Origin of the sequence: Dorea acetigenes, from assembly GCF_025567385.1 — a bacterium.
In the GTDB taxonomy this organism is placed as follows: Bacteria; Bacillota; Clostridia; order Lachnospirales; family Lachnospiraceae; genus Claveliimonas; species Claveliimonas acetigenes.
Window position 1 is genome coordinate 14,567 of the sequence record NZ_JAOQJU010000029.1, and the last position, 19,678, is coordinate 34,244.

Annotated in this window: 15 protein-coding genes; 13 read left to right on the plus strand and 2 right to left on the minus strand. The window is 43.9% G+C overall.

The window, feature by feature from the left end; all coding sequences use genetic code 11:
* The first annotated feature begins 10 nt into the window (after nucleotides 1-10).
* From OCV99_RS15390 to OCV99_RS15415, 6 genes are all read left to right on the plus strand, one after another.
* On the plus strand, nucleotides 11-2,053 hold the full coding sequence (locus OCV99_RS15390) for a DNA topoisomerase (RefSeq protein ID WP_158371731.1): 2,043 nt from the start codon (nucleotides 11-13) through the stop codon (nucleotides 2,051-2,053).
* Nucleotides 2,050-2,715, plus strand: coding sequence for an LbetaH domain-containing protein (locus tag OCV99_RS15395; protein WP_158371733.1), 666 nt, complete (start codon nucleotides 2,050-2,052; stop codon nucleotides 2,713-2,715). Before OCV99_RS15390 ends, OCV99_RS15395 begins: the two co-directional genes overlap by 4 nt.
* 54 nt (nucleotides 2,716-2,769) lie before the next feature.
* Complete coding sequence (locus OCV99_RS15400) at nucleotides 2,770-3,468, plus strand: ABC transporter ATP-binding protein (RefSeq protein ID WP_158371735.1); 699 nt, start codon at nucleotides 2,770-2,772, stop codon at nucleotides 3,466-3,468.
* The gene (locus tag OCV99_RS15405; protein WP_158371737.1) at nucleotides 3,465-5,030 is read left to right on the plus strand and encodes a putative ABC exporter domain-containing protein; all 1,566 of its coding nucleotides are present in this window, start codon (nucleotides 3,465-3,467) and stop codon (nucleotides 5,028-5,030) included. The genes OCV99_RS15400 and OCV99_RS15405 overlap by 4 nt, the downstream gene beginning before the upstream one ends.
* A 35-nt stretch (nucleotides 5,031-5,065) precedes the next feature.
* Nucleotides 5,066-5,542: a methylglyoxal synthase gene (locus OCV99_RS15410; RefSeq protein WP_158371758.1), complete on the plus strand. Its 477-nt coding sequence runs from the start codon at nucleotides 5,066-5,068 to the stop codon at nucleotides 5,540-5,542.
* 126 nt (nucleotides 5,543-5,668) lie between these two features.
* A complete protein-coding gene (locus tag OCV99_RS15415; protein WP_158371739.1) occupies nucleotides 5,669-7,198 on the plus strand; it encodes a sodium:solute symporter family transporter in 1,530 nt (509 codons plus the stop codon).
* A gap of 71 nt (nucleotides 7,199-7,269) precedes the next feature.
* On the opposite strand, the gene OCV99_RS15420 is transcribed toward OCV99_RS15415, so the two are convergent.
* Together OCV99_RS15420 and OCV99_RS15425 are read right to left on the minus strand one after the other, a co-directional pair.
* Complete coding sequence (locus OCV99_RS15420; RefSeq protein WP_158371741.1) at nucleotides 7,270-7,761, minus strand: prolyl-tRNA synthetase associated domain-containing protein; 492 nt, start codon at nucleotides 7,759-7,761, stop codon at nucleotides 7,270-7,272.
* Between the two features lie 19 nt (nucleotides 7,762-7,780).
* On the minus strand, nucleotides 7,781-8,335 hold the full coding sequence (locus tag OCV99_RS15425; RefSeq protein ID WP_158371743.1) for an XRE family transcriptional regulator: 555 nt from the start codon (nucleotides 8,333-8,335) through the stop codon (nucleotides 7,781-7,783).
* A 169-nt stretch (nucleotides 8,336-8,504) separates the two neighbouring features.
* Between OCV99_RS15425 and OCV99_RS15430 the strand changes: the two genes are divergently transcribed.
* The 7 genes from OCV99_RS15430 to OCV99_RS15460 all read left to right on the plus strand — a co-directional run bounded on the left by OCV99_RS15430 (nucleotide 8,505) and on the right by OCV99_RS15460 (nucleotide 19,672).
* A complete protein-coding gene (locus OCV99_RS15430; RefSeq protein WP_262575903.1) occupies nucleotides 8,505-9,464 on the plus strand; it encodes a CPBP family intramembrane glutamic endopeptidase in 960 nt (319 codons plus the stop codon).
* Nucleotides 9,465-9,570: 106 nt separating this feature from the next.
* Nucleotides 9,571-14,127: a glutamate synthase large subunit gene (gene gltB, locus OCV99_RS15435; RefSeq protein ID WP_331490770.1), complete on the plus strand. Its 4,557-nt coding sequence runs from the start codon at nucleotides 9,571-9,573 to the stop codon at nucleotides 14,125-14,127.
* Between the two features lie 13 nt (nucleotides 14,128-14,140).
* Nucleotides 14,141-15,661, plus strand: a complete 1,521-nt coding sequence (locus tag OCV99_RS15440) for a glutamate synthase subunit beta (protein WP_158371745.1) — start codon at nucleotides 14,141-14,143, stop codon at nucleotides 15,659-15,661.
* Nucleotides 15,662-15,868: 207 nt separating this feature from the next.
* Nucleotides 15,869-17,074, plus strand: a complete 1,206-nt coding sequence (locus tag OCV99_RS15445; RefSeq protein WP_262575904.1) for a C40 family peptidase — start codon at nucleotides 15,869-15,871, stop codon at nucleotides 17,072-17,074.
* 152 nt (nucleotides 17,075-17,226) lie between these two features.
* Nucleotides 17,227-17,982, plus strand: a complete 756-nt coding sequence (rpsB, locus tag OCV99_RS15450) for a 30S ribosomal protein S2 (RefSeq protein WP_158371747.1) — start codon at nucleotides 17,227-17,229, stop codon at nucleotides 17,980-17,982.
* A gap of 35 nt (nucleotides 17,983-18,017) precedes the next feature.
* Nucleotides 18,018-18,956: a translation elongation factor Ts gene (gene tsf / locus OCV99_RS15455; RefSeq protein WP_158371748.1), complete on the plus strand. Its 939-nt coding sequence runs from the start codon at nucleotides 18,018-18,020 to the stop codon at nucleotides 18,954-18,956.
* 152 nt (nucleotides 18,957-19,108) lie between these two features.
* A complete protein-coding gene (locus OCV99_RS15460; protein WP_158371749.1) occupies nucleotides 19,109-19,672 on the plus strand; it encodes a DUF3793 family protein in 564 nt (187 codons plus the stop codon).
* Nucleotides 19,673-19,678 lie beyond the last annotated feature (6 nt).

Sequence of the window (19,678 nt, forward strand, 5' to 3'; positions counted from 1 at the left end):
ATAGAAGTTTATGGGCAAGTCATTATATATTGCAGAGAAACCAAGTGTGGCACAGGAATTTGCCAAAGCGTTAAAGCTGTCCGGCAGAAGAAACGACGGATACATAGAGTCAGAGGATGCCATTGTGACATGGTGTGTGGGACATTTGGTGACGATGAGCTACCCGGAAGCTTATGATGAGAAATATAAGCGGTGGAGTCTTGCGACTCTGCCGTTTTTACCAAAGGAATTTAAATATGAAGTAATTCCCGGAGTGGAGAAACAGTTTAAGATTGTATCGAGGCTTCTGAACCGAAAAGATGTAGAGACTATCTATGTCTGTACTGATTCCGGGCGGGAGGGAGAATATATTTACCGCTTAGTAGAGCAGATGGCAGGTGTGAAGGGGAAGAAGAGAAAAAGAGTGTGGATTGACTCTCAGACTGAGGAAGAAATCCTGCGCGGTATCCGCGAGGCAAAGGATTTGTCAGAATATGATAACCTTTCTTCCTCCGCCTATCTTAGGGCGAAAGAAGATTATCTGATGGGAATTAATTTTTCCAGGCTTCTGACACTGAAGTATGGAGACAGCATATCCAATTATCTAAAGAGTAAATATTCTGTGATATCCGTTGGAAGGGTCATGACCTGTGTGCTGGGAATGGTAGTGCGCAGAGAAAGAGAAATACGGGAGTTTGTAGAGACCCCCTTTTACCGGGTGGTGAATATAGTAGATGCCGGTGGACAGACTTTTGAGGGAGAATGGAAGGCGGTGAAGGGATCCCGTTATTTTCAGTCTTTTGATTTGTATAAGGAAAATGGGTTTAAAGAGAGAGAAAAGGCAGAGGAACTGGTTTCTTATTTGAAAGAAAAAACTCCTTTGCAGTGTGAAGTCCTTTCTATTGAGAAGAAAAAGGAAAAGAAAAATCCGCCTCTCTTATTCAATCTTGCGGAGCTTCAGAATGAATGTTCCAGGAGATTTAAAATCAGTCCGGATGAGACTTTGCAGATTGTGCAAGAGATGTACGAGAAAAAACTTGTGACTTATCCGAGAACGGATGCTAGAGTTCTGTCTACGGCAGTGGCGAAGGAAATTCATAAGAATCTGAATGGTTTGATGAAGTATGAGACGTCAGTCCCTTATCTGAATGAAATCGCGGCCATGGGAAGCCATAAGGGGCTGGCGAAGACGAGGTATGTGAATGATAAGCAGATTACCGACCATTATGCAATTATCCCGACAGGGCAGGGAATGAATGCTCTGAAAAGCCTGCCGTATACAGCAAGGCAGGTATATGATGTGATTGTGAGAAGATTTTTAAGTATTTTCTATCCGCCTGCAATATACCAGAAAGTGGCAATCATTACAAAGATGCGGGAAGAGCAGTTTTTTGCTAATTTCAAGGTTCTGGCAGAGGAAGGGTATCTGAAGGTGCTGGGAGTACCGAATCCGAAGAAGAATGCTTCGGTGCCTGATGAAAAACAACAGATGGAGGAAGGCCCGGCAGATACAGGGAATACGGATACTGCCTTTTTTGAAAGGATACAGTCCCTGAAGAAGGGGATGATACTTCCGGTGATGGGACTGAATATTAAGGAGGGGAAAACATCACCTCCGAAACGCTATAATTCAGGGTCTTTGATTCTTGCTATGGAGAATGCAGGGCAGCTTATTGAAGATGAAGAGCTGCGGGCACAGATAAAAGGAAGTGGAATTGGAACCAGTGCTACCCGGGGAGAGATTCTTAAGAAATTGTTTCATAATAAATATCTGGCGTTGAATAAGAAGACTCAGATTGTGACGCCGACCTTACAGGGAGAGATGATTTACGATGTGGTGGATCATTCGATTAAGTCTCTCCTGAACCCGGAGCTTACCGCAAGCTGGGAGAAGGGACTTACTTACGTGGCAGAGGGAGAGATTACGTCCGAGGAATACATGCAGAAATTGGAACATTTTATTCTTTCCCGAACCAATAGTGTGTTGGGAATGCATAATCAATATCAGCTGCAGAGTTGTTATGATAAGGCGGCGCAGTTTTATAAAAAAGGAAATAAAGGAGAGAAGAAATGAAGGAAATAACAGTGAAAGAAATGTATACGCTGGAAGAGACGATTGCAAAAGACATTTTTGATGGAGTGACCTATCCATGGGAAGTTCTTCCAAAAATCAGTGAATTTATCCTGAAGCTTGGTGAGACACTTCCGGAAGAAGAGTATGATAAGGTTGGGGATGATGTGTGGATAGCCAGGTCGGCGAATGTTTTTTCTTCTGCTTATATTAAAGGGCCTGCCATTATCGGGAAGAATGCTGAGATCAGACAGTGCGCGTTTATCCGTGGAAATGCAATTGTAGGAGAAGGGGCGGTTGTTGGTAATTCAACGGAGCTTAAGAATGTCATTTTGTTTAACAAGGTACAGGTTCCCCATTATAATTATGTGGGTGATTCTATTCTTGGATATAAGTCTCATATGGGAGCAGGTTCCATTACTTCTAACGTAAAATCTGACAAAACATTAGTTGTTGTAAAGACGCCGGAGGGAAATATAGAAACGGGTCTTAAGAAGTTTGGTGCTATGCTTGGCGATGAAGTAGAAGTGGGATGTGGAACTATTTTGAATCCGGGAAGCGTAGTAGGGAGCCATACGAATATTTATCCGCTTTCTTCTGTGAGAGGCTTTGTTCCGTCAGGGAGTATTTATAAAAAGCAGGGAGAAGTTGTGGAGAAGCAGTAGACTGTGCCAGAGCGGCAACCGACAGCTTTGGGAAGAACTTTTGGAGGATTAATCATGTTGCAGATTAACAATCTAAGTAAAAAATATGGGAAACAGATAGCAGTAGATCAGGTGTCTTTTTCTGTCCCGGATGGAAGGATTGGCATATTGCTTGGGCCTAACGGAGCGGGGAAATCTACGATTATAAAAAGCATTGCGGGGCTTCTGCGGTATTCGGGAAATATACAAATCCAAGAGTTCCCGGCAAAACAGATGGAAGCAAAGCGTATCTTTGCTTATGTGCCGGAGATGCCCTCTTTATTTGAAGCGCTGACGGTGAGGGAACATGTGGAATATATCAGGAAGGCATATGGAAGCAAGATAACGGAAGAAGAGATTACGGATATGCTGGAACGATTTGAACTTGCGGATAAGCAGGATAAGATGGGAAATGAGCTGTCCAAGGGGATGATGCAGAAGGTTAGTATCTGCTGTGCCCTGACGGTGAAGCCAAGAGTAATTCTGTTGGATGAGCCGATGGTTGGATTGGATCCAAAGGCAATTAAAGAGCTGAAAGAGGTCGTTCGGGAATTAGGACAGCAGGGAGTAACTGTTTTGATCAGTACTCATATGCTGGAGATGGTAGAGGATTTGTGGGATATTATGTTCGTTATGGAAAAGGGACATATCATAGGCTCTTATACCAGAGAAGAGGTAGGGGATAAGGACCTGGATGCATTGTTCTTTGAGATGACAGGCGGTGAAGAATCATGAAGGCGCTCTGGTATCTGACAAAAATGAGCCTTAAGAACCGTATCTGCAAAGCGCTGAAGAAACCGGTGACCTATATTTATCTGGCGATTGGTATCTTGTATGCAGTGATGATTTTGTATGGATGGGGCGTGCTGGCGGCTGAAGGCGGATTGGCATCTGTAACTGGTTTGGTCTATGTGCTGACGATTTGGATTTATCTGGAGATAGGAAGTAATTTTATTACCTATGCGAAGCGCAAGGGAGTAATTTTTCTGCCAAGCCATTCTCATTTAGTATTCCCGACACCGATTAGTCCTAAGCAGATTCTTCTTCACAGTGCGATGAAGAATTTTGCACTGACCTTGTTGATGGATATTATTTTTGCTGCAGTGGCAGTCAGCATTTTTCACCTCTCGGTGGGAAAAGCGCTGTTGTTGTTCCTTTTTTCTTTTGTGTTGGAGGTAATTTTGGAGAGCAGTCTGATTATCCTTTTATATACAGGAGGAGAACAGCAGGGAAGCGCTGTGAAAATTATTTGCAGATGTATCTATCTTGTGTTCTTTTGTGTTTTGCTGCTTCTTTTTTACTATTTAAAAAAGAACGGTATCCATGTATCTACATTTCGTGAAGTGATGGAGTTGGAGGCTTTGCAGATGGTTCCGGTAGCAGGCTGGAATGTGGCGGCTGTTCGCTTGATTATCCTGGGTCCGACAACCCTGAATGTAGTCTGTACGGTTCTGTATCTGCTTACATGCGGCGTTGTATTTGCAGCGGCGCTAAAGAAACAATGTACCGGAGAATATTATGAGGATGCCGCTAAATTTGCAGATGATTATGTGGAGAGGAAAAACAGAAGTAAAAAAGGTGAGTTTACTTTTTCTGGCGGCAAGAAGAGAAAATTCCGTAAGGCCGGGGTAATCTATAAAGGAAGCGGGGCGAAAGCGGTATTTTACAGGCAGCTTTTGGAATATAAAAAGGAAAGATTCTTTATCTTCGGGCCAATGACATTATACAGCGTGATAGGGGTAATTGTATGTATTGCAGCGATAGGAAGACCGGAAAATTATCCGCCGGGAATTGCGTTGCTGGGTGTAGAAGCGTATTTCGTGTTTTTATGTACCGGTTATCTTGGAAAATGGGGAAAAGAGCTGGAACAGCCTTATATTTATCTGATCCCTGACAGTGCAATAAAAAAATTGTGGTACGCGACGCTGATGGAACACATAAAAGCGTTGGTTGATGGCATTATATTTATCATTCCGGTAGGAATTGCCTGGAGGATTCCTGCCTATCAGATGGCAGCTTCTCTGGTGATTTATGTTGTTTTACAGGCGAATCGGCTGTATATAAAAGTTTTAGGAGAAAGTATTCTGGGAAATACCCTGGGTAATACCGGAAAGACAATTTTTGCTATGGTAGTGCAGGGGGCGACGATTGGAATTGGCGTTGCGGCAGCATTACTGTTTGGAATATTGGTAAATTATAATCTGATATTTTTTATTCTCCCGATTTATTGCCTGATGATTACGATGTTAATTGCACTTTTAACAGCATCCAGATTTGATGCAATGGAACAATGGTAGAGGAAAAATGATAATGAGAAAGGATGACAAAACATATGTTGAATGAAGAGTATGTAACATTAGAAATTGGTAAGACAAAGCATATTGCATTGGTTGCCCATGATGGGAAAAAGAAAGAACTGGTGGAGTGGTGTGACAAGAATAAAGAAATATTAAAAGGACATTTCCTTTGTGGGACAGGGACGACTGCTAGGTTAATTGCGGAGAAAACGGAACTTCCGGTAAAAGGATATTGCAGCGGCCCGTTAGGCGGAGACCAGCAGATTGGCGCAAAAATCGTAGAGGGACAGATTGATTTTATGATTTTCCTTTGGGATCCACTGGAAGCACAACCCCATGATCCGGATGTGAAGGCGTTGCTTCGCATTGCGGTAGTATATGATATTCCAATTGCGAACAATCTGGCAACAGCAGATTTTATGCTGAATTCTAAATATATGGCAGAGTCATACAGCAGACGGATTGAGAATTTTAATAAGACTGTCCAGGACAGAGTGGAAAAGATGAAGTAACGGCTTCATCTTTTTTTATTCTATTGACAGAAATAAGAATCGTGTGGTAATATACATCCATAAGCTTTAACGCTTTAAAGCGCAACGGTTTAAAGCGAAGAACAAAAGGAAAGATGAGGGAAAGATATGGTTATTAAATTAATTCTGCTGGTTGTATTTTTTGCGGTGATGGTGACGGTGGGTATCTATTCCAGAAAGCATGCAACGAGTGTAGACGGATACGTGTTGGGAGGACGATCCGTAGGTCCCTGGCTTACGGCTTTTGCTTATGGGACCTCTTATTTTTCAGCGGTTGTATTTGTAGGTTATGCGGGACAGTTTGGATGGAAGTATGGACTGGCATCTACCTGGATTGGTCTGGGAAATGCGATTATCGGAAGTCTTTTGGCGTGGGTAGTGCTTGGAAGGCGTACGAAGGTTATGACACAGCACTTAAATTCTAAGACCATGCCGGATTTCTTTGGGGAAAGATTTGACAGTAAGGCGCTTAAGATTACAGCGTCCGCTATTGTGTTTATTTTTTTGGTTCCTTATACGGCATCGGTATATAATGGCTTATCCAGATTGTTCGGAATGGCATTTGATATTCCATATACGGTCTGTGTGGTTGTTATGGCAATTTTTACAGGCATTTACGTTATTATGGGGGGTTATATGGCAACGGCAATTAATGATTTTATTCAGGGAATCATTATGCTGGGCGGTATTGTTGCAGTTATAGCCGCTGTTCTCAGCGGACAGGGAGGATTTATTCAGGCAATTCGTCAGATGGCAGAGATTCCCAGTGATGTGGCAGTGACGGCAGGGCAGCCGGGAGCGTTTACCTCCTTCTTTGGGCCGGATCCTTTAAACCTTCTGGGTGTGGTAATCCTGACATCCCTTGGAACTTGGGGACTTCCTCAGATGATTGGGAAATTCTATGCTATCAAAGATGAAAAGGCGATTAATACAGGAACAGTGATTTCGACACTTTTTGCAGTGGTTATTTCCGGTGGATGCTATTTTCTGGGAGGATTTGGGAGACTATTTGACAATCCATCCATCTATGATGCTGAGACGGGAGCAGTGGTGTATGACAGCATTATTCCCTATATGTTGTCAACACTGCCGGATATTCTGATCGGTATTGTGGTAGTACTTGTGCTTTCTGCATCCATGTCGACGCTGGCTTCATTGGTTCTTACTTCAAGTTCTACGCTGACATTGGATTTTCTGAAAGATAATGTCATGAAAAATATGGGAGAAAAGAAGCAGGTACGGACCATGCAGGTACTGGTTGTATTCTTCATTGTATTGTCTGTAGTCATTGCAATGGATCCACCGACCTTTATTGCGCAGTTGATGGGAATTTCCTGGGGTGCTTTGGCAGGGGCATTTCTGGCGCCGTTTTTATACGGCCTGTACTGGAAAGGGGTTACAAGAGCGGCTGTGTGGGCGAGCTTTGCAGCTGGCGTGGGTATTACAGTATCCAATATGTTCTTAAAATATATTGAATCACCGATTAATGCCGGAGCGTTTGCGATGATAGCCGGGTTAATTATCGTACCGGTTGTAAGTTGGATTACACCGAAGCTTAAGAAGGAGAGAGTGGATGAAATCTTCACCTGCTATGATGAAAAGGTAACGATTACAAAGAAGCGTTCTCTCGAAGGTTAGAAGTATATTAGAATGTGTGCAAAAAAGAAGCATGGGCGCTGTCGGTTAGCCGCTCATGCTTCTTTTTTGTGCTACAGTTTGATTTTAATGACGTCAACATCTAAGTCCCACAGGAACTTATCCAGATCCTTGAAAGAGAGGAATACAGTTGCAGTGTTTTCCAATGGGTGGATGCCCAGGCTTTTGCATCTGCTTAAGTCTTTGTCAATAAAAAACTCTACTTTATGCTCTGTGTCGTTCATCAGACCAAAGGGGGATACGCTCCCCTGTTTCAACCCCAGATGCTCTTCCAGCCGTTCTTCAGAAGCAAAGCTTAAGTTTCCTGCCCCCAGAGTACGGCCAAGTGCTTTTAAGTCTACTTTTTTCTTTTCGTCGCAGGTTACAAGAAAGTGACGCTTCCCCTTAGAATCCCGGAGAAAGAGGTTCTTGCACAGAGTTCCCTTTGCAGGTAATCCCAATCGATCCATATCCTCCATTGTATGAACGGGTTCGTGTTCCACAACCTCATATTTTATTCCAAGCTTGTCCAGTGCGTTGTACACGCGTTGTTTCTGATCTTCCATATTGTGTAAGACTCCTTTCTTAATTTGGATAATGGACGACGATGTTAGCTGTCACCATCCCTTTTCCAGTGTTTTTGTAGGTGTATTTATCAAAAGCATTGTAGGATGCATGATCCCCTGCTTTCAAAACATATGCATGGTCATCAAAGACCAGGGTGAGTTCTCCGCTGTAGATGGTAATGAACTCCCGGGTTCCGAGCATCTGCCGGTTGCCGTCCATCTGACCGCCTTCATCAAATTCCAGGTCAAAAATCTCAAAATCCTGATGTTCCCGGAAACCAAAAATCGGATAGAGGCGGTAGCGTCCGTCATCTCCGGTCAGGGGAGAAAGCTGATGCTTGTTGGAACTGGTAAATGGCCGAGGTCTGCTGGCAGTAAAAGCGGTAACCGGAACTTTAAGGCCTAATGCCAGTTTGTAGACGGTAGAGATTGTTGGATTTACCTCGCCTCTTTCCAACTGGCTTAACATGCTTTTGCTGATGGAGGTAAGGACGGATACCTGCTCCAAGCTTAATCCTTTCTTCTTGCGGAGTTCTTTTAAATTTGCTGCAATAATCTGATTTAAGTTTTCCAAATTGAAATCCTCCAAAAATCCTTTATATAGAATTTTTTTCTATTATATTGCAAAAAAATAAGAAAGTAAAGGAAATGTTAGCGAAAAGAGTTTATACTTTTTTTATTGCATGTTTCGGGAAGTAGAAGTAGAATAAAGTAAGCTAAGAGCTGTGAAAGTGAGGGTTATTATGCAGAATGATTATGAACGGGGGACGGGAGAGCAGAGAATGCCATCCTATCCGCCTGAGAGTTATGGAAAGAGATTTTGGCGTCTGTGGGGACCGCTTATTATTAAATGGGGAATTAGTTTTGCGGTGAGCCTTGTGGTAATTGTTTTATATTTGTTGGCGTATTCATCTATGCATTATGATGAGATAGCCGGGATTGCAGATAATCAAGAGGCGATGCTGAATTTTTCAATGAGTATTTCAGAAGAAATTATGAAATATGCGACACAGATTGAAGGAATTGCTGCGTTGATTACAATTCCTATATTGCTGTTTTTCTTTTACAAGGATCGGAAGGCAGAACAGGTAAAAGGGATTATGACGAATAAGAAAGCGCCGTTTTGGAAATATGGAGCGGTTATTGCCATTTCTGCTGCGATGTGCGTGGCTTTAAATAACCTGATTATTATCAGCAATCTTGCTTCAATAAGTGACGGTTATGAAGAAACGTCAACTGCGCTGTACAGTGCTCCGTTGGAGATGCAGCTGCTCTGCCTGGTTGTCTTGATTCCAATTTGTGAAGAGCTTGTTTTCCGTGGGCTGATGTTTAAGAGGATGCGGGAAAGATCTGGTTTTCTGTATGCTGCAGTGTATTCGGCTCTTGTATTCGGGCTGTTCCATGGAAATATCGTGCAGATGGTATACGGATTTATACTGGGGATGCTGCTTGCGTATATGTATGAGAAATACGGCTCTGTGAAAGCGCCGATTGTGGGGCATATGGTGATGAACCTGTTTTCCGTTCTGGCAACAGAGTATAGATTCTATGAATGGATGATAAAAGATTTTATGCGGATTGGCAGCGTGACGGTAGTATGCGCAGCAGTTGCGGCTACTATGTTCGTACTAATCCAGAGAATTGATGAAAAGCCGGAATTTCCAAAACCGACAGATGAAAAAGAAAATCTGGCAGCAATGTAAGCTGTCAGATTTTTTTGAGGAAAGCTATTAATTAACGAATTATCAGACAACTTCTAAAAAGTTTTTCTTTACAAACAGGAAAAAATGTTGTATATTAGGAAAAAATGTGAAGAAAGGACTGGGTAGTTTGGGAAAACAAATAAAGAGACAGTCGGCTGGGTTGTACCGTACGCAGTTTGAGCATGATAATTGTGGTATTGGCGCAGTCGTAAATATTAAAGGTCAAAAAAGCCATGATACAGTGGCGGATGCACTGAAGATTGTTGAAAATTTAGAACACAGAGCGGGCAAGGATGCCGAAGGTAAGACAGGAGACGGAGTTGGAATCTTGTTACAGATTTCACATAAGTTTTTCTCTAAAGTCTGTCAGCCTCTCGGCATCCTTTTACGTTCTGAGAGAGAATATGGCGTGGGAATGTTTTTCTTCCCCCAGGATGAATTAAAACGGAATCAGGCAAAGAATATTTTTGAGGTTATTGTCGCTAAAGAAGGCATGAAGTTTTTGGGTTGGCGTGAGGTCCCGGTGAAGCCGGAGGTGCTTGGCTCCAGAGCAGTGGAGTGTATGCCGTGTATTATGCAGGGCTTTATTGAACGGCCGAAGAAAGTGGAAAAAGGGATTGATTTTGATCGCAGGCTTTATGTTGTCAGGAGAATTTTTGAACAGAGCAGTGATGATACCTACGTGGCGTCCCTGTCAAGTAGGACGATTGCATATAAAGGAATGTTTTTAGTTGGCCAGCTTCGTTCCTTCTTTATGGATCTTCAGGATGAAGATTATGAATCGGCCATAGCGCTGGTACATTCGCGATTCAGTACGAATACGAATCCAAGCTGGGAAAGGGCACATCCGAATCGTTTTATTGTACATAACGGTGAGATTAACACCATCCGCGGAAATGCGGATAAAATGCGCGCCCGTGAAGAGAATATGGAATCTGAGCATTTAAAAGGAGAGCTTCACAAGGTGCTTCCGGCAATCAACAGTTCTGGTTCTGATTCAGCTATGCTGGATAATGCAATTGAATTTATGGTTATGAGTGGGATGGAACTGCCGTTAGCTGTTATGATTGCAATTCCGGAGCCATGGGCGAACACTAAAAATCTTTCGCAGAAGAAGAGAGATTTTTATCAGTATTATGCAACTATGATGGAGCCATGGGATGGTCCGGCATCAATTTTGTTCTCCGATGGAGACTGTATGGGTGCGGTACTTGACAGGAATGGACTGCGGCCCTCCCGGTATTATATTACAGACGATGACACGTTGATTCTTTCTTCCGAGGTGGGTGTGCTTGATATAGATCCGGCAAAGATTATTGTTAAAGAAAGGCTTCACCCGGGGAAAATGCTTCTGGTAGATACAGTAAAAGGCAAGGTAATCGATGACGATGAGCTGAAGGAGATGTATGCAAGCCGTGAGCCTTACGGTGAGTGGCTGGACAGCAATCTGGTGAAGCTTAAAGATTTGAAAATCCCCAATGAGAAGGTTCCGGCCTATACAGAAGAAGAATGCAGGCGTCTGCAGAAAGCGTTTGGCTATTCTTATGAAGAGGTGAAAAGCTCTATTCTGACTATGGCACAGAATGGATCGGAAGGGACGGCGGCAATGGGTGTGGATGCGCCGATTGCAGTGCTTTCCAGAAAACATCAGAACTTGTTTGCTTATTTTAAACAGCTTTTTGCACAGGTTACGAATCCGCCGATTGATGCTATCCGGGAAGAAATCGTGACTTCCACTACGGTATATATTGGAACAGATGGTAATCTGCTGGAGGAGAAAGAAGAAAACTGCAAGATGCTGCAGGTGCACAATCCGATTCTCACCAACACAGATCTTCTGAAAATTAAGAGAATGAAGGCAGACGGATTTAAGGTGGCGGAGATTCCGATTACTTATTACCGGAATTCCAGTTTGGAAAAGGCTATAGAATATCTTTATATAGAAGTTGACCGTGCTATCCGCGAGGGGGCGAATATTTTGATTCTGTCTGACCGGGGCGTGGATGAATATCATGTGGCAATCCCCTCTTTGTTGGCGGTATCCGGTCTTCAGCAGCATCTGGTACGGACGAAGAAGAGGACCTCTGTAGCGATGATTCTGGAAAGCGGTGAGCCGAGGGAAGTTCATCATTTCGCGACCTTGCTGGGATATGGAGCTTGTGCGATTAATCCGTACCTGGCACATGAGTCTATCAAACAGTTGATTGATTCTAATATGCTGCATAAGGATTACTATGCGGCGGTAGAGGATTATAATGATGCGGTTCTGCATGGAATTGTGAAGATAGCGTCTAAGATGGGAATTTCTACCATCCAGTCTTATCAAGGTGCAAAGATATTTGAGGCATTGGGATTAAAGGAAGAATTTATTGATAAATATTTTACGGATACAGTAAGCCGTATTGGCGGTATTGGAATTGAAGAAATCGCAAAAGATTATATGGCGCGTCATTCAGAGGCATTCGACCCGCTGGGGCTGGAAACGGATTTGACATTGGATAGTGTGGGACAGCACAAATCAAAAAGCGGTGGAGAGCAGCATCTGTATAATCCTCAGACAATCCATATGCTGCAGCAGTCTACAAGACAAGGCAGCTATGAAATGTTTAAGAAGTATACAGAAATGGTAAATGCAGAAGGAGAGGGCATTAATCTTCGCGGTCAGTTGGAATTCAATTATCCTGAAAAAGGCATTCCGATAGAAGAGGTTGAAAGCGTGGATTCAATCGTGACACGTTTTAAGACAGGAGCCATGTCCTATGGTTCTATTTCTAAGGAAGCTCATGAGACGCTGGCAATTGCTATGAATCAGCTTCACGGAAAGTCGAACAGCGGGGAAGGCGGGGAGGAAATTGAACGTCTTGACAGCGACCGCTGCTCTGCAATTAAACAGGTGGCGTCCGGAAGATTTGGGGTAACATCCAGGTACTTAGTGAGTGCAAAGGAAATCCAGATTAAAATGGCACAGGGCGCAAAGCCGGGTGAGGGAGGACATTTACCCGGAGGCAAGGTGTATCCGTGGATTGCCAAGACCCGCCATTCAACGCCGGGAGTTAGCCTGATTTCACCTCCGCCGCATCACGATATTTATTCTATCGAGGATTTGGCACAGTTAATTTATGACTGTAAGAATGCCAATAAGGATGCGAGAATCTCTGTGAAGCTGGTATCTGAGGCTGGAGTAGGAACCGTAGCCGCCGGTGTTGCGAAAGCGGGCGCCGGATTGATTTTGATTTCCGGTTATGACGGAGGTACAGGAGCGGCACCTAAGAGTTCTATCCATAATGCAGGACTTCCCTGGGAGCTTGGACTGGCGGAAACCCATCAAACCCTGATTCAGAACGGACTAAGGGAGCGGGTACGAATTGAGACAGACGGAAAGCTGATGAGCGGAAGAGATGTTGCAATTGCGGCAATTCTCGGGGCAGAAGAGTTCGGCTTTGCAACTGCTCCGCTGGTTACCATGGGGTGTGTGATGATGCGGGTATGTAATTTGGATACCTGTCCTGTGGGCGTGGCTACTCAGAATCCGGAACTTCGTAAGCGCTTTACCGGGAAGCCGGAGTACGTTGTGAATTTCATGCGTTTTATTGCAGAAAACCTGCGTGAATATATGGCGAAGCTGGGAGTTCGTACAATCGATGAGCTTGTAGGAAGAACCGACCTTCTGAAGATCAAAGAGCAGCCTGCTTCAGAACGTGCGGCAACTCTGGATTTAGCACAGATTCTGTATAATCCTTATGCAGGAACCAAGGAGCCGGAGACATTTAACCCGAAAAAGGTTTATGATTTTGAGCTGGAGAAGACGCTGGATGAGAAAGTGCTCGTGAAGAAACTGCTTCCGGCGCTGGAAAAGAAACAGAAAAAGAGCATAGAGGTGGATGTATCTAACACAGACCGTACCTTTGGAACGATTTTCGGTTCTGAAATCACCAGAAGATATCCGGAAGGATTGGAAGAGGATTCTTATGTGGTGAAATGTAACGGTGCGGGAGGACAGTCTTTTGGTGCGTTTATACCGGGTGGTTTAACACTGGAACTGGTAGGAGACAGCAATGATTATTTTGGAAAAGGACTTTCAGGAGGCAAGTTGATCGTCTATCCGCCGAAGGGTGTAAAATATAAGCACGATGAAAATATTATTATTGGTAATGTGGCGCTTTACGGAGCTACCAGCGGAAAGGCATTTATTAATGGTGTGGCAGGCGAACGCTTCGCTGTGCGGAATTCCGGCGCAACGGCGGTTGTGGAAGGTGTGGGCGACCACGGCTGTGAGTATATGACCGGAGGCTGTGTGGCAGTATTAGGAAAGACGGGTAAGAATTTTGCGGCAGGTATGAGCGGCGGTATAGCTTATGTCCTTGATATGGAAAATGATTTATATATGAAGGTAAATAAACAGCTTGTCAATCTGGAGCGCGTGACCTCCAAATATGATGTAAGCTGCCTGAAAAATATGATATGTGAGCATGTGTCTTATACCAATTCGGAAATCGGCAAAGAAATCCTGGATAATTTTACCGATTATCTTCCTAAATTCAAGAAGATTATTCCGGCGGATTATGAGCGGATGATGACGGCAATCCTGCAGATGGAAGAGCAGGGAATGAGCAGCGAACAGGCGAAAATTGAAGCATTTTACATGGTAAAAGGCGGAAGATAGGAGGCAGGTATCAGTGGGAAAAGTAACAGGATTTATGGAGTATGAAAGACAGGATAAGCAGGCGGAAGCGCCTGTAGAGCGAATCAGGCACTATAACGAATTCCACACCCCTCTGTCTAAAGAAGAACAGGAAATACAGGGGGCAAGATGTATGGCATGCGGCGTGCCATTTTGTCAGGCCGGGCAGATGATTATGGGGATGGCAAGTGGCTGCCCTCTGCACAATCTGATTCCGGAATGGAACGACCTTATTTACCGCGGGAACTGGAAAGAGGCATATGACCGATTAAAGAAGACGAATAATTTTCCGGAGTTTACAGCGAGAGTGTGTCCGGCGTTGTGCGAGGCGGCATGCACTTGTGGGTTGAACGGAGATGCAGTTAGTACAAAGGCGAATGAATATGGGATTATAGAAAATGCATATGAGATGGGCTATGCAGACGCAAAACCTCCCAAAGTGCGTACGGGAAAGACGGTGGCTGTTGTGGGAAGCGGACCTTCGGGCCTTGCCGTGGCGGATCTGTTGAATAAAAGGGGGCACAAGGTGACGGTCTTTGAGCGGGAAGATAAGCCTGGTGGTCTTCTGCGGTACGGAATTCCGAATATGAAACTGGAAAAACAGATTATTGACCGGAAAATCCGTATTATGGAGGAAGAAGGTATTACTTTTGTTACAGGATGCAATGTAGGCCGGGATAAAAAGGCTGCTTCCTTATTAAAAGAATTCGACCGGATTGTTCTGGCGTGTGGAGCTTCCAACCCGAGAGATATTAAAGTGCCGGGAAGGGATGCAAAGGGGATTTATTTTGCGGTGGATTTTCTGAAATCAACTACCAAAGCACTCTGGAATCATGCAGATGCAAAAGAAGAAAGGGCAGGGAAACCGAAAGAAGGAGAATACATTTCCGCTAAAGGAAAACGAGTTATGGTAATCGGCGGCGGCGACACGGGAAATGACTGTGTGGGGACTGCTATACGACATGGAGCCAAAAGCGTCCTCCAGTTGGAAATGATGCCAAAAGCGCCGGATGAACGTGCCGATACGAATCCGTGGCCGGAGTGGCCGAAGGTCTGCAAGACCGATTATGGACAGCAGGAAGCAATTGCAGTGTTCGGGCATGACCCCAGGGTTTACCAGACAACGGTAAAAGAATTTGTCAAAGACAAGAATGGTAACGTCTGTAAGGCAGTCTTGGTAAAACTGGAACCGAAAAAGGATGAGAAGACAGGCCGTATGATAATGGCAGAGGTAAAAGGCAGCGAATATACGGTGGAAACGGAGCTTGTTCTGATAGCGGCAGGATTTTTAGGAAGCGAAAACTATGTAACAAAAGCTTTCGGTGTGAAGGTAAACGAGCGGACGAATGTGGCAACAAAGCCCGGAGAGTATCTGACTACTGCGGACAGAGTGTTCACGGCGGGAGATATGCACCGGGGACAGTCCCTGGTAGTATGGGCAATCCGTGAAGGGCGTGAAGCGGCTCAGGAAGTAGATATCAGTTTGATGGGCTATACAAACTTAAATATACAATAGTTAGATTCTTGATTTAGGACGTAGTAAGATAACATTTTACTGCGTCCTAAGTCTGTATCCAAAGGAATAAATGTTACAAAAATGTTAAAAATCATTGCAATTATGTGGTGGATGTAGTATCCTTAACGTGGATATATGAAGTTCCCAGTGGGTTTTTCATCACTGGGAGAAAGAGTTAGATACATTCAGACAGGGGAGAACATGATAATGAAGAAAAGAATTGTACAGACGTTTCTTGCAGCAATTCTTGTAAGTATTTTGGCGGTGAAACCGGTTTTGGCAACGCCATCTGTGGATGATATGCAGACCGATAAGGAGCAGACGCAGAATGAAGTGAGTGCTTTGCAACGCCAGCTTGTGGAAAATCTTGAGAAAATCAGCGGCCTGGAGGAGCAAATCGGCCAGAAAGAAGATGAAATCAGTCAGGCAAGCGTTGATTTAGAGGAAGCGATTAATAAACAGAATAAGCAGTATGATGCAATGAAGCTGCGGATAAAATACATGTACGAGGCCGGGAATATGGATGCCCTGGAGACTTTTTTATCTGCAGAAAGTTTCTCGGAATTAGTTAATCAGGCCGAATACATACAGAATATCCATTCTTATGACAGACAGAAGCTGAATGAGTATATCAGCACAAAGGAAGAAATCGAAGATTTAAAAGAGGGTCTTCAAGAAGAAGCAGAAAACCTGCAGCAGGCGGAAGCAGATCTTGCTGCGGAAAGAGAAGCGCTTAATACTACGATTGCATCAAAACAGTCAGAAATCGCCCAGCTTGATCAGAATATCCAAGATGCGCTGGCACAGCAGCAGGCAGCTGCAGAGGCGGCGGCTGCAGAAGCGGCGCGGCAGGCAGCATTGCAGGCGGCTGTAGTACATGCGTCGGCACAGGATAATAATACGGCGGCAAATACAGGAACTGCAAATTCTGCAGTAAGCACAACGAACAATACAAATACGGGAAATGCCGGAGAAAATACAAATAGCGGAGACAGCTCAAACAGCGGAACCGGCTCTAATGAAGAAAGTTCGGGTTCTGGAAACACGGCTTACGTTCCGCCTCAGGGTACAGATGGATGGGCTGTAGTGGAATATGCAAGACAGTTTCTGGGAAATCCATATGTATATGGAGGTAATAGCCTGACGGAAGGAACGGATTGTTCCGGATTCACGCAACAGATATATGCGGCCTTTGGCGTGTCGCTTGGGCGCAGTGATTCAGCACAGGCAACCGCAGGAGTGGAAATCCCTTTATCGGAGGCACGTGCGGGAGACCTGCTGGTGTACTGGGGACATGTCGGCATTTATAATGGAAGCGGAGGAATTATCCATGCATCTTCTCCCAGCGTGGGGATTGTGGAGTGGCCGGATTGTCAGTATAGAGAGCTTCGCTGTGTAAGGCGTGTATTATAGAAAAAACTTGCATTTGTTTGATTTATATGATAAAATATCATGGTCGCAAAAAAACACGCATCAGGATAGCTGCAATGGTGCCTAAGCTTAGAATAAGCCGGTTTTGCAGAAATTGAAGGATGCGGAAGAAGAAAACCAATGGAGGAAAAGACATGAGCGTTATTTCAATGAAACAACTTTTGGAAGCAGGTGTTCACTTTGGACATCAGACAAGAAGATGGAACCCTAAGATGGCTCCATACATTTACACAGAGAGGAATGGTATCTATATTATTGACTTACAGAAGTCTGTAGGCAAGGTAGATGAAGCATATCAGGCAGTAGCTGATATTGCGGCAGAAGGCGGTACAATCCTTTTTGTAGGAACCAAGAAGCAGGCTCAGGATGCTATTAAGACAGAAGCAGAGCGTTGTGGAATGTTCTATGTAAATGAGAGATGGTTAGGCGGTATGCTTACAAACTTTAAGACAATCAAAAGCAGAATCGCACGTCTGAAAGAGATTGAAAAGATGGCAGAGGATGGAACTTTCGATGTGCTTCCTAAAAAAGAAGTTATTCAGTTAAAGAAAGAATGGGAAAAGCTGGAAAAGAACCTGGGCGGAATCAAAGAAATGAAGAAACTCCCGGATGCTATTTTTATTGTTGATCCTAAGAAAGAAAGAATCTGTGTACAGGAAGCACATACTCTTGGAATTCCGTTGATCGGAATTGCTGATACGAACTGTGATCCGGAAGAATTAGATTACGTAATTCCGGGAAATGATGATGCAATCCGTGCAGTGAAATTAATCGTTTCAAAGATGGCAGATGCAGTTATCGAGGCTAATCAGGGAGCTTCCGGATATGAAGAAGAGGAAGCTTACGAAGAGGCAGAGGAAGCTTACGAAGAAGAAGCGGTAGAAGAATAAGATATTTGTAACAATCTATTTGGAGGACAAAGAAGATGGCAGTAACAGCTAAGATGGTAAAAGAATTAAGAGAAATGACAGGTGCAGGAATGATGGACTGCAAAAAGGCTCTGAATGAGACTGATGGAGATATGGATGCAGCTGTTGAATATCTGAGAAAGAACGGACAGGCTAAAGCTGAGAAGAAGGCTGGACGTATTGCAGCAGAAGGTATTGTAATGGCAGAAGTAAAGGATGACCACACAGCAGCAATTGTTGAAGTGAATTCCGAGACAGACTTTGTTGCTAAGAATGCAGAATTCCAGGGATTTGTTAAGGCTGTTGTAGATCAGGCGCTGGTTACAGAGAATACAGAGATGGATGCATTCATGGCGGAAGCATGGAATGGCGATGCATCAAAGACAGTAAATGAAGTATTGACAGAGAAAATCGCTGTAATTGGCGAGAAGCTCAGCATTAGAAGATTTGAGAAGGTTACAATCGATAATGGTACGGTTGTATCTTATATCCATGGCGGCGGAAGAATTGGCGTACTGGTTGTGGCTGAGACAGAGGTTGTTAATGAGGCTGTAAAAGAGGCTCTTAAGAATGTTGCAATGCAGATCGCTGCTTTACATGCAAAATATGTCAGCCAGGCAGATGTTGATGCAGATTACATCAATCATGAAAAAGAAATTCTTCTTGCTCAGATTATGAATGATCCGAAGGAATCCCAGAAACCGGAGAAGGTTATTCAGGGGATGATTAATGGACGTATCAACAAAGAGATGAAGGAAATCTGTTTGTTAGACCAGGTATATGTAAAGGCAGAGGACGGAAAGCAGTCCGTTGCTAAATATCTTGAGGAAGTTGGAAAGGCTAACGGAACAGAGATTAAGATTCAGAAGTTTGTCCGCTTTGAGACTGGCGAAGGCCTTGAGAAGAAGAACGAGGACTTTGCGGCAGAAGTTGCAGCACAGATGGCTGGAAACTAGGTAAATTCAGTCCGATTGGAATGTATTTCATAATTTAAAACACATCAGGAACCCTTGAAAATCCCGGTAGACGGGCGTTTTCAAGGGTTTTTTGCGTTCAAAAGAATAAATTTCTTAAAGGTGGACACCAATATCACGTAGGAGGTATTGGTATGCTTGAAAGGTTGATTATCCGGCACTGTGCGCCGACTCTGGCGGGTTTAAAAACCGGCAGTGTAATAAATTGCCCTTATAAAGACCGGGAAGAAATTCTTTATGCAGTACAGAATTTAAATCAGAGACTTTCGTTTTATGGACTGTTTGTGATACCACTGAGGATTTTGGAGAATAAGATTCTGGTTTATCTATATCGTCCGGATAAGTTGACAGAAGATCTGGCATCTGAAGATGCAGCGGATATTTTAAAAAATTATGGTTATCCGATGGGGGATTTTAGAAAATGTATTGCCCGGCTCTGCAGGAGACTGGAAGAATCAGAGGAATTTCCTCATGAAATTGGACTTTTTCTTGGTTATCCTTCGGAAGATGTATTGGGATTTATCACCAAACATGCCTGTGATTATAAGTGCGCCGGATATTGGAAAGTATATGGTGATGCAAAAAAAGCGGAGCGAATATTTGAACAGTATAGGAAATGTACGGAGCTATATTGTTTACAGTGGGAAAAGGGAAAGAGCATTGAACAGCTGGCTGCTCAGGGTTTTCCGTTTTGGTAGAACAGG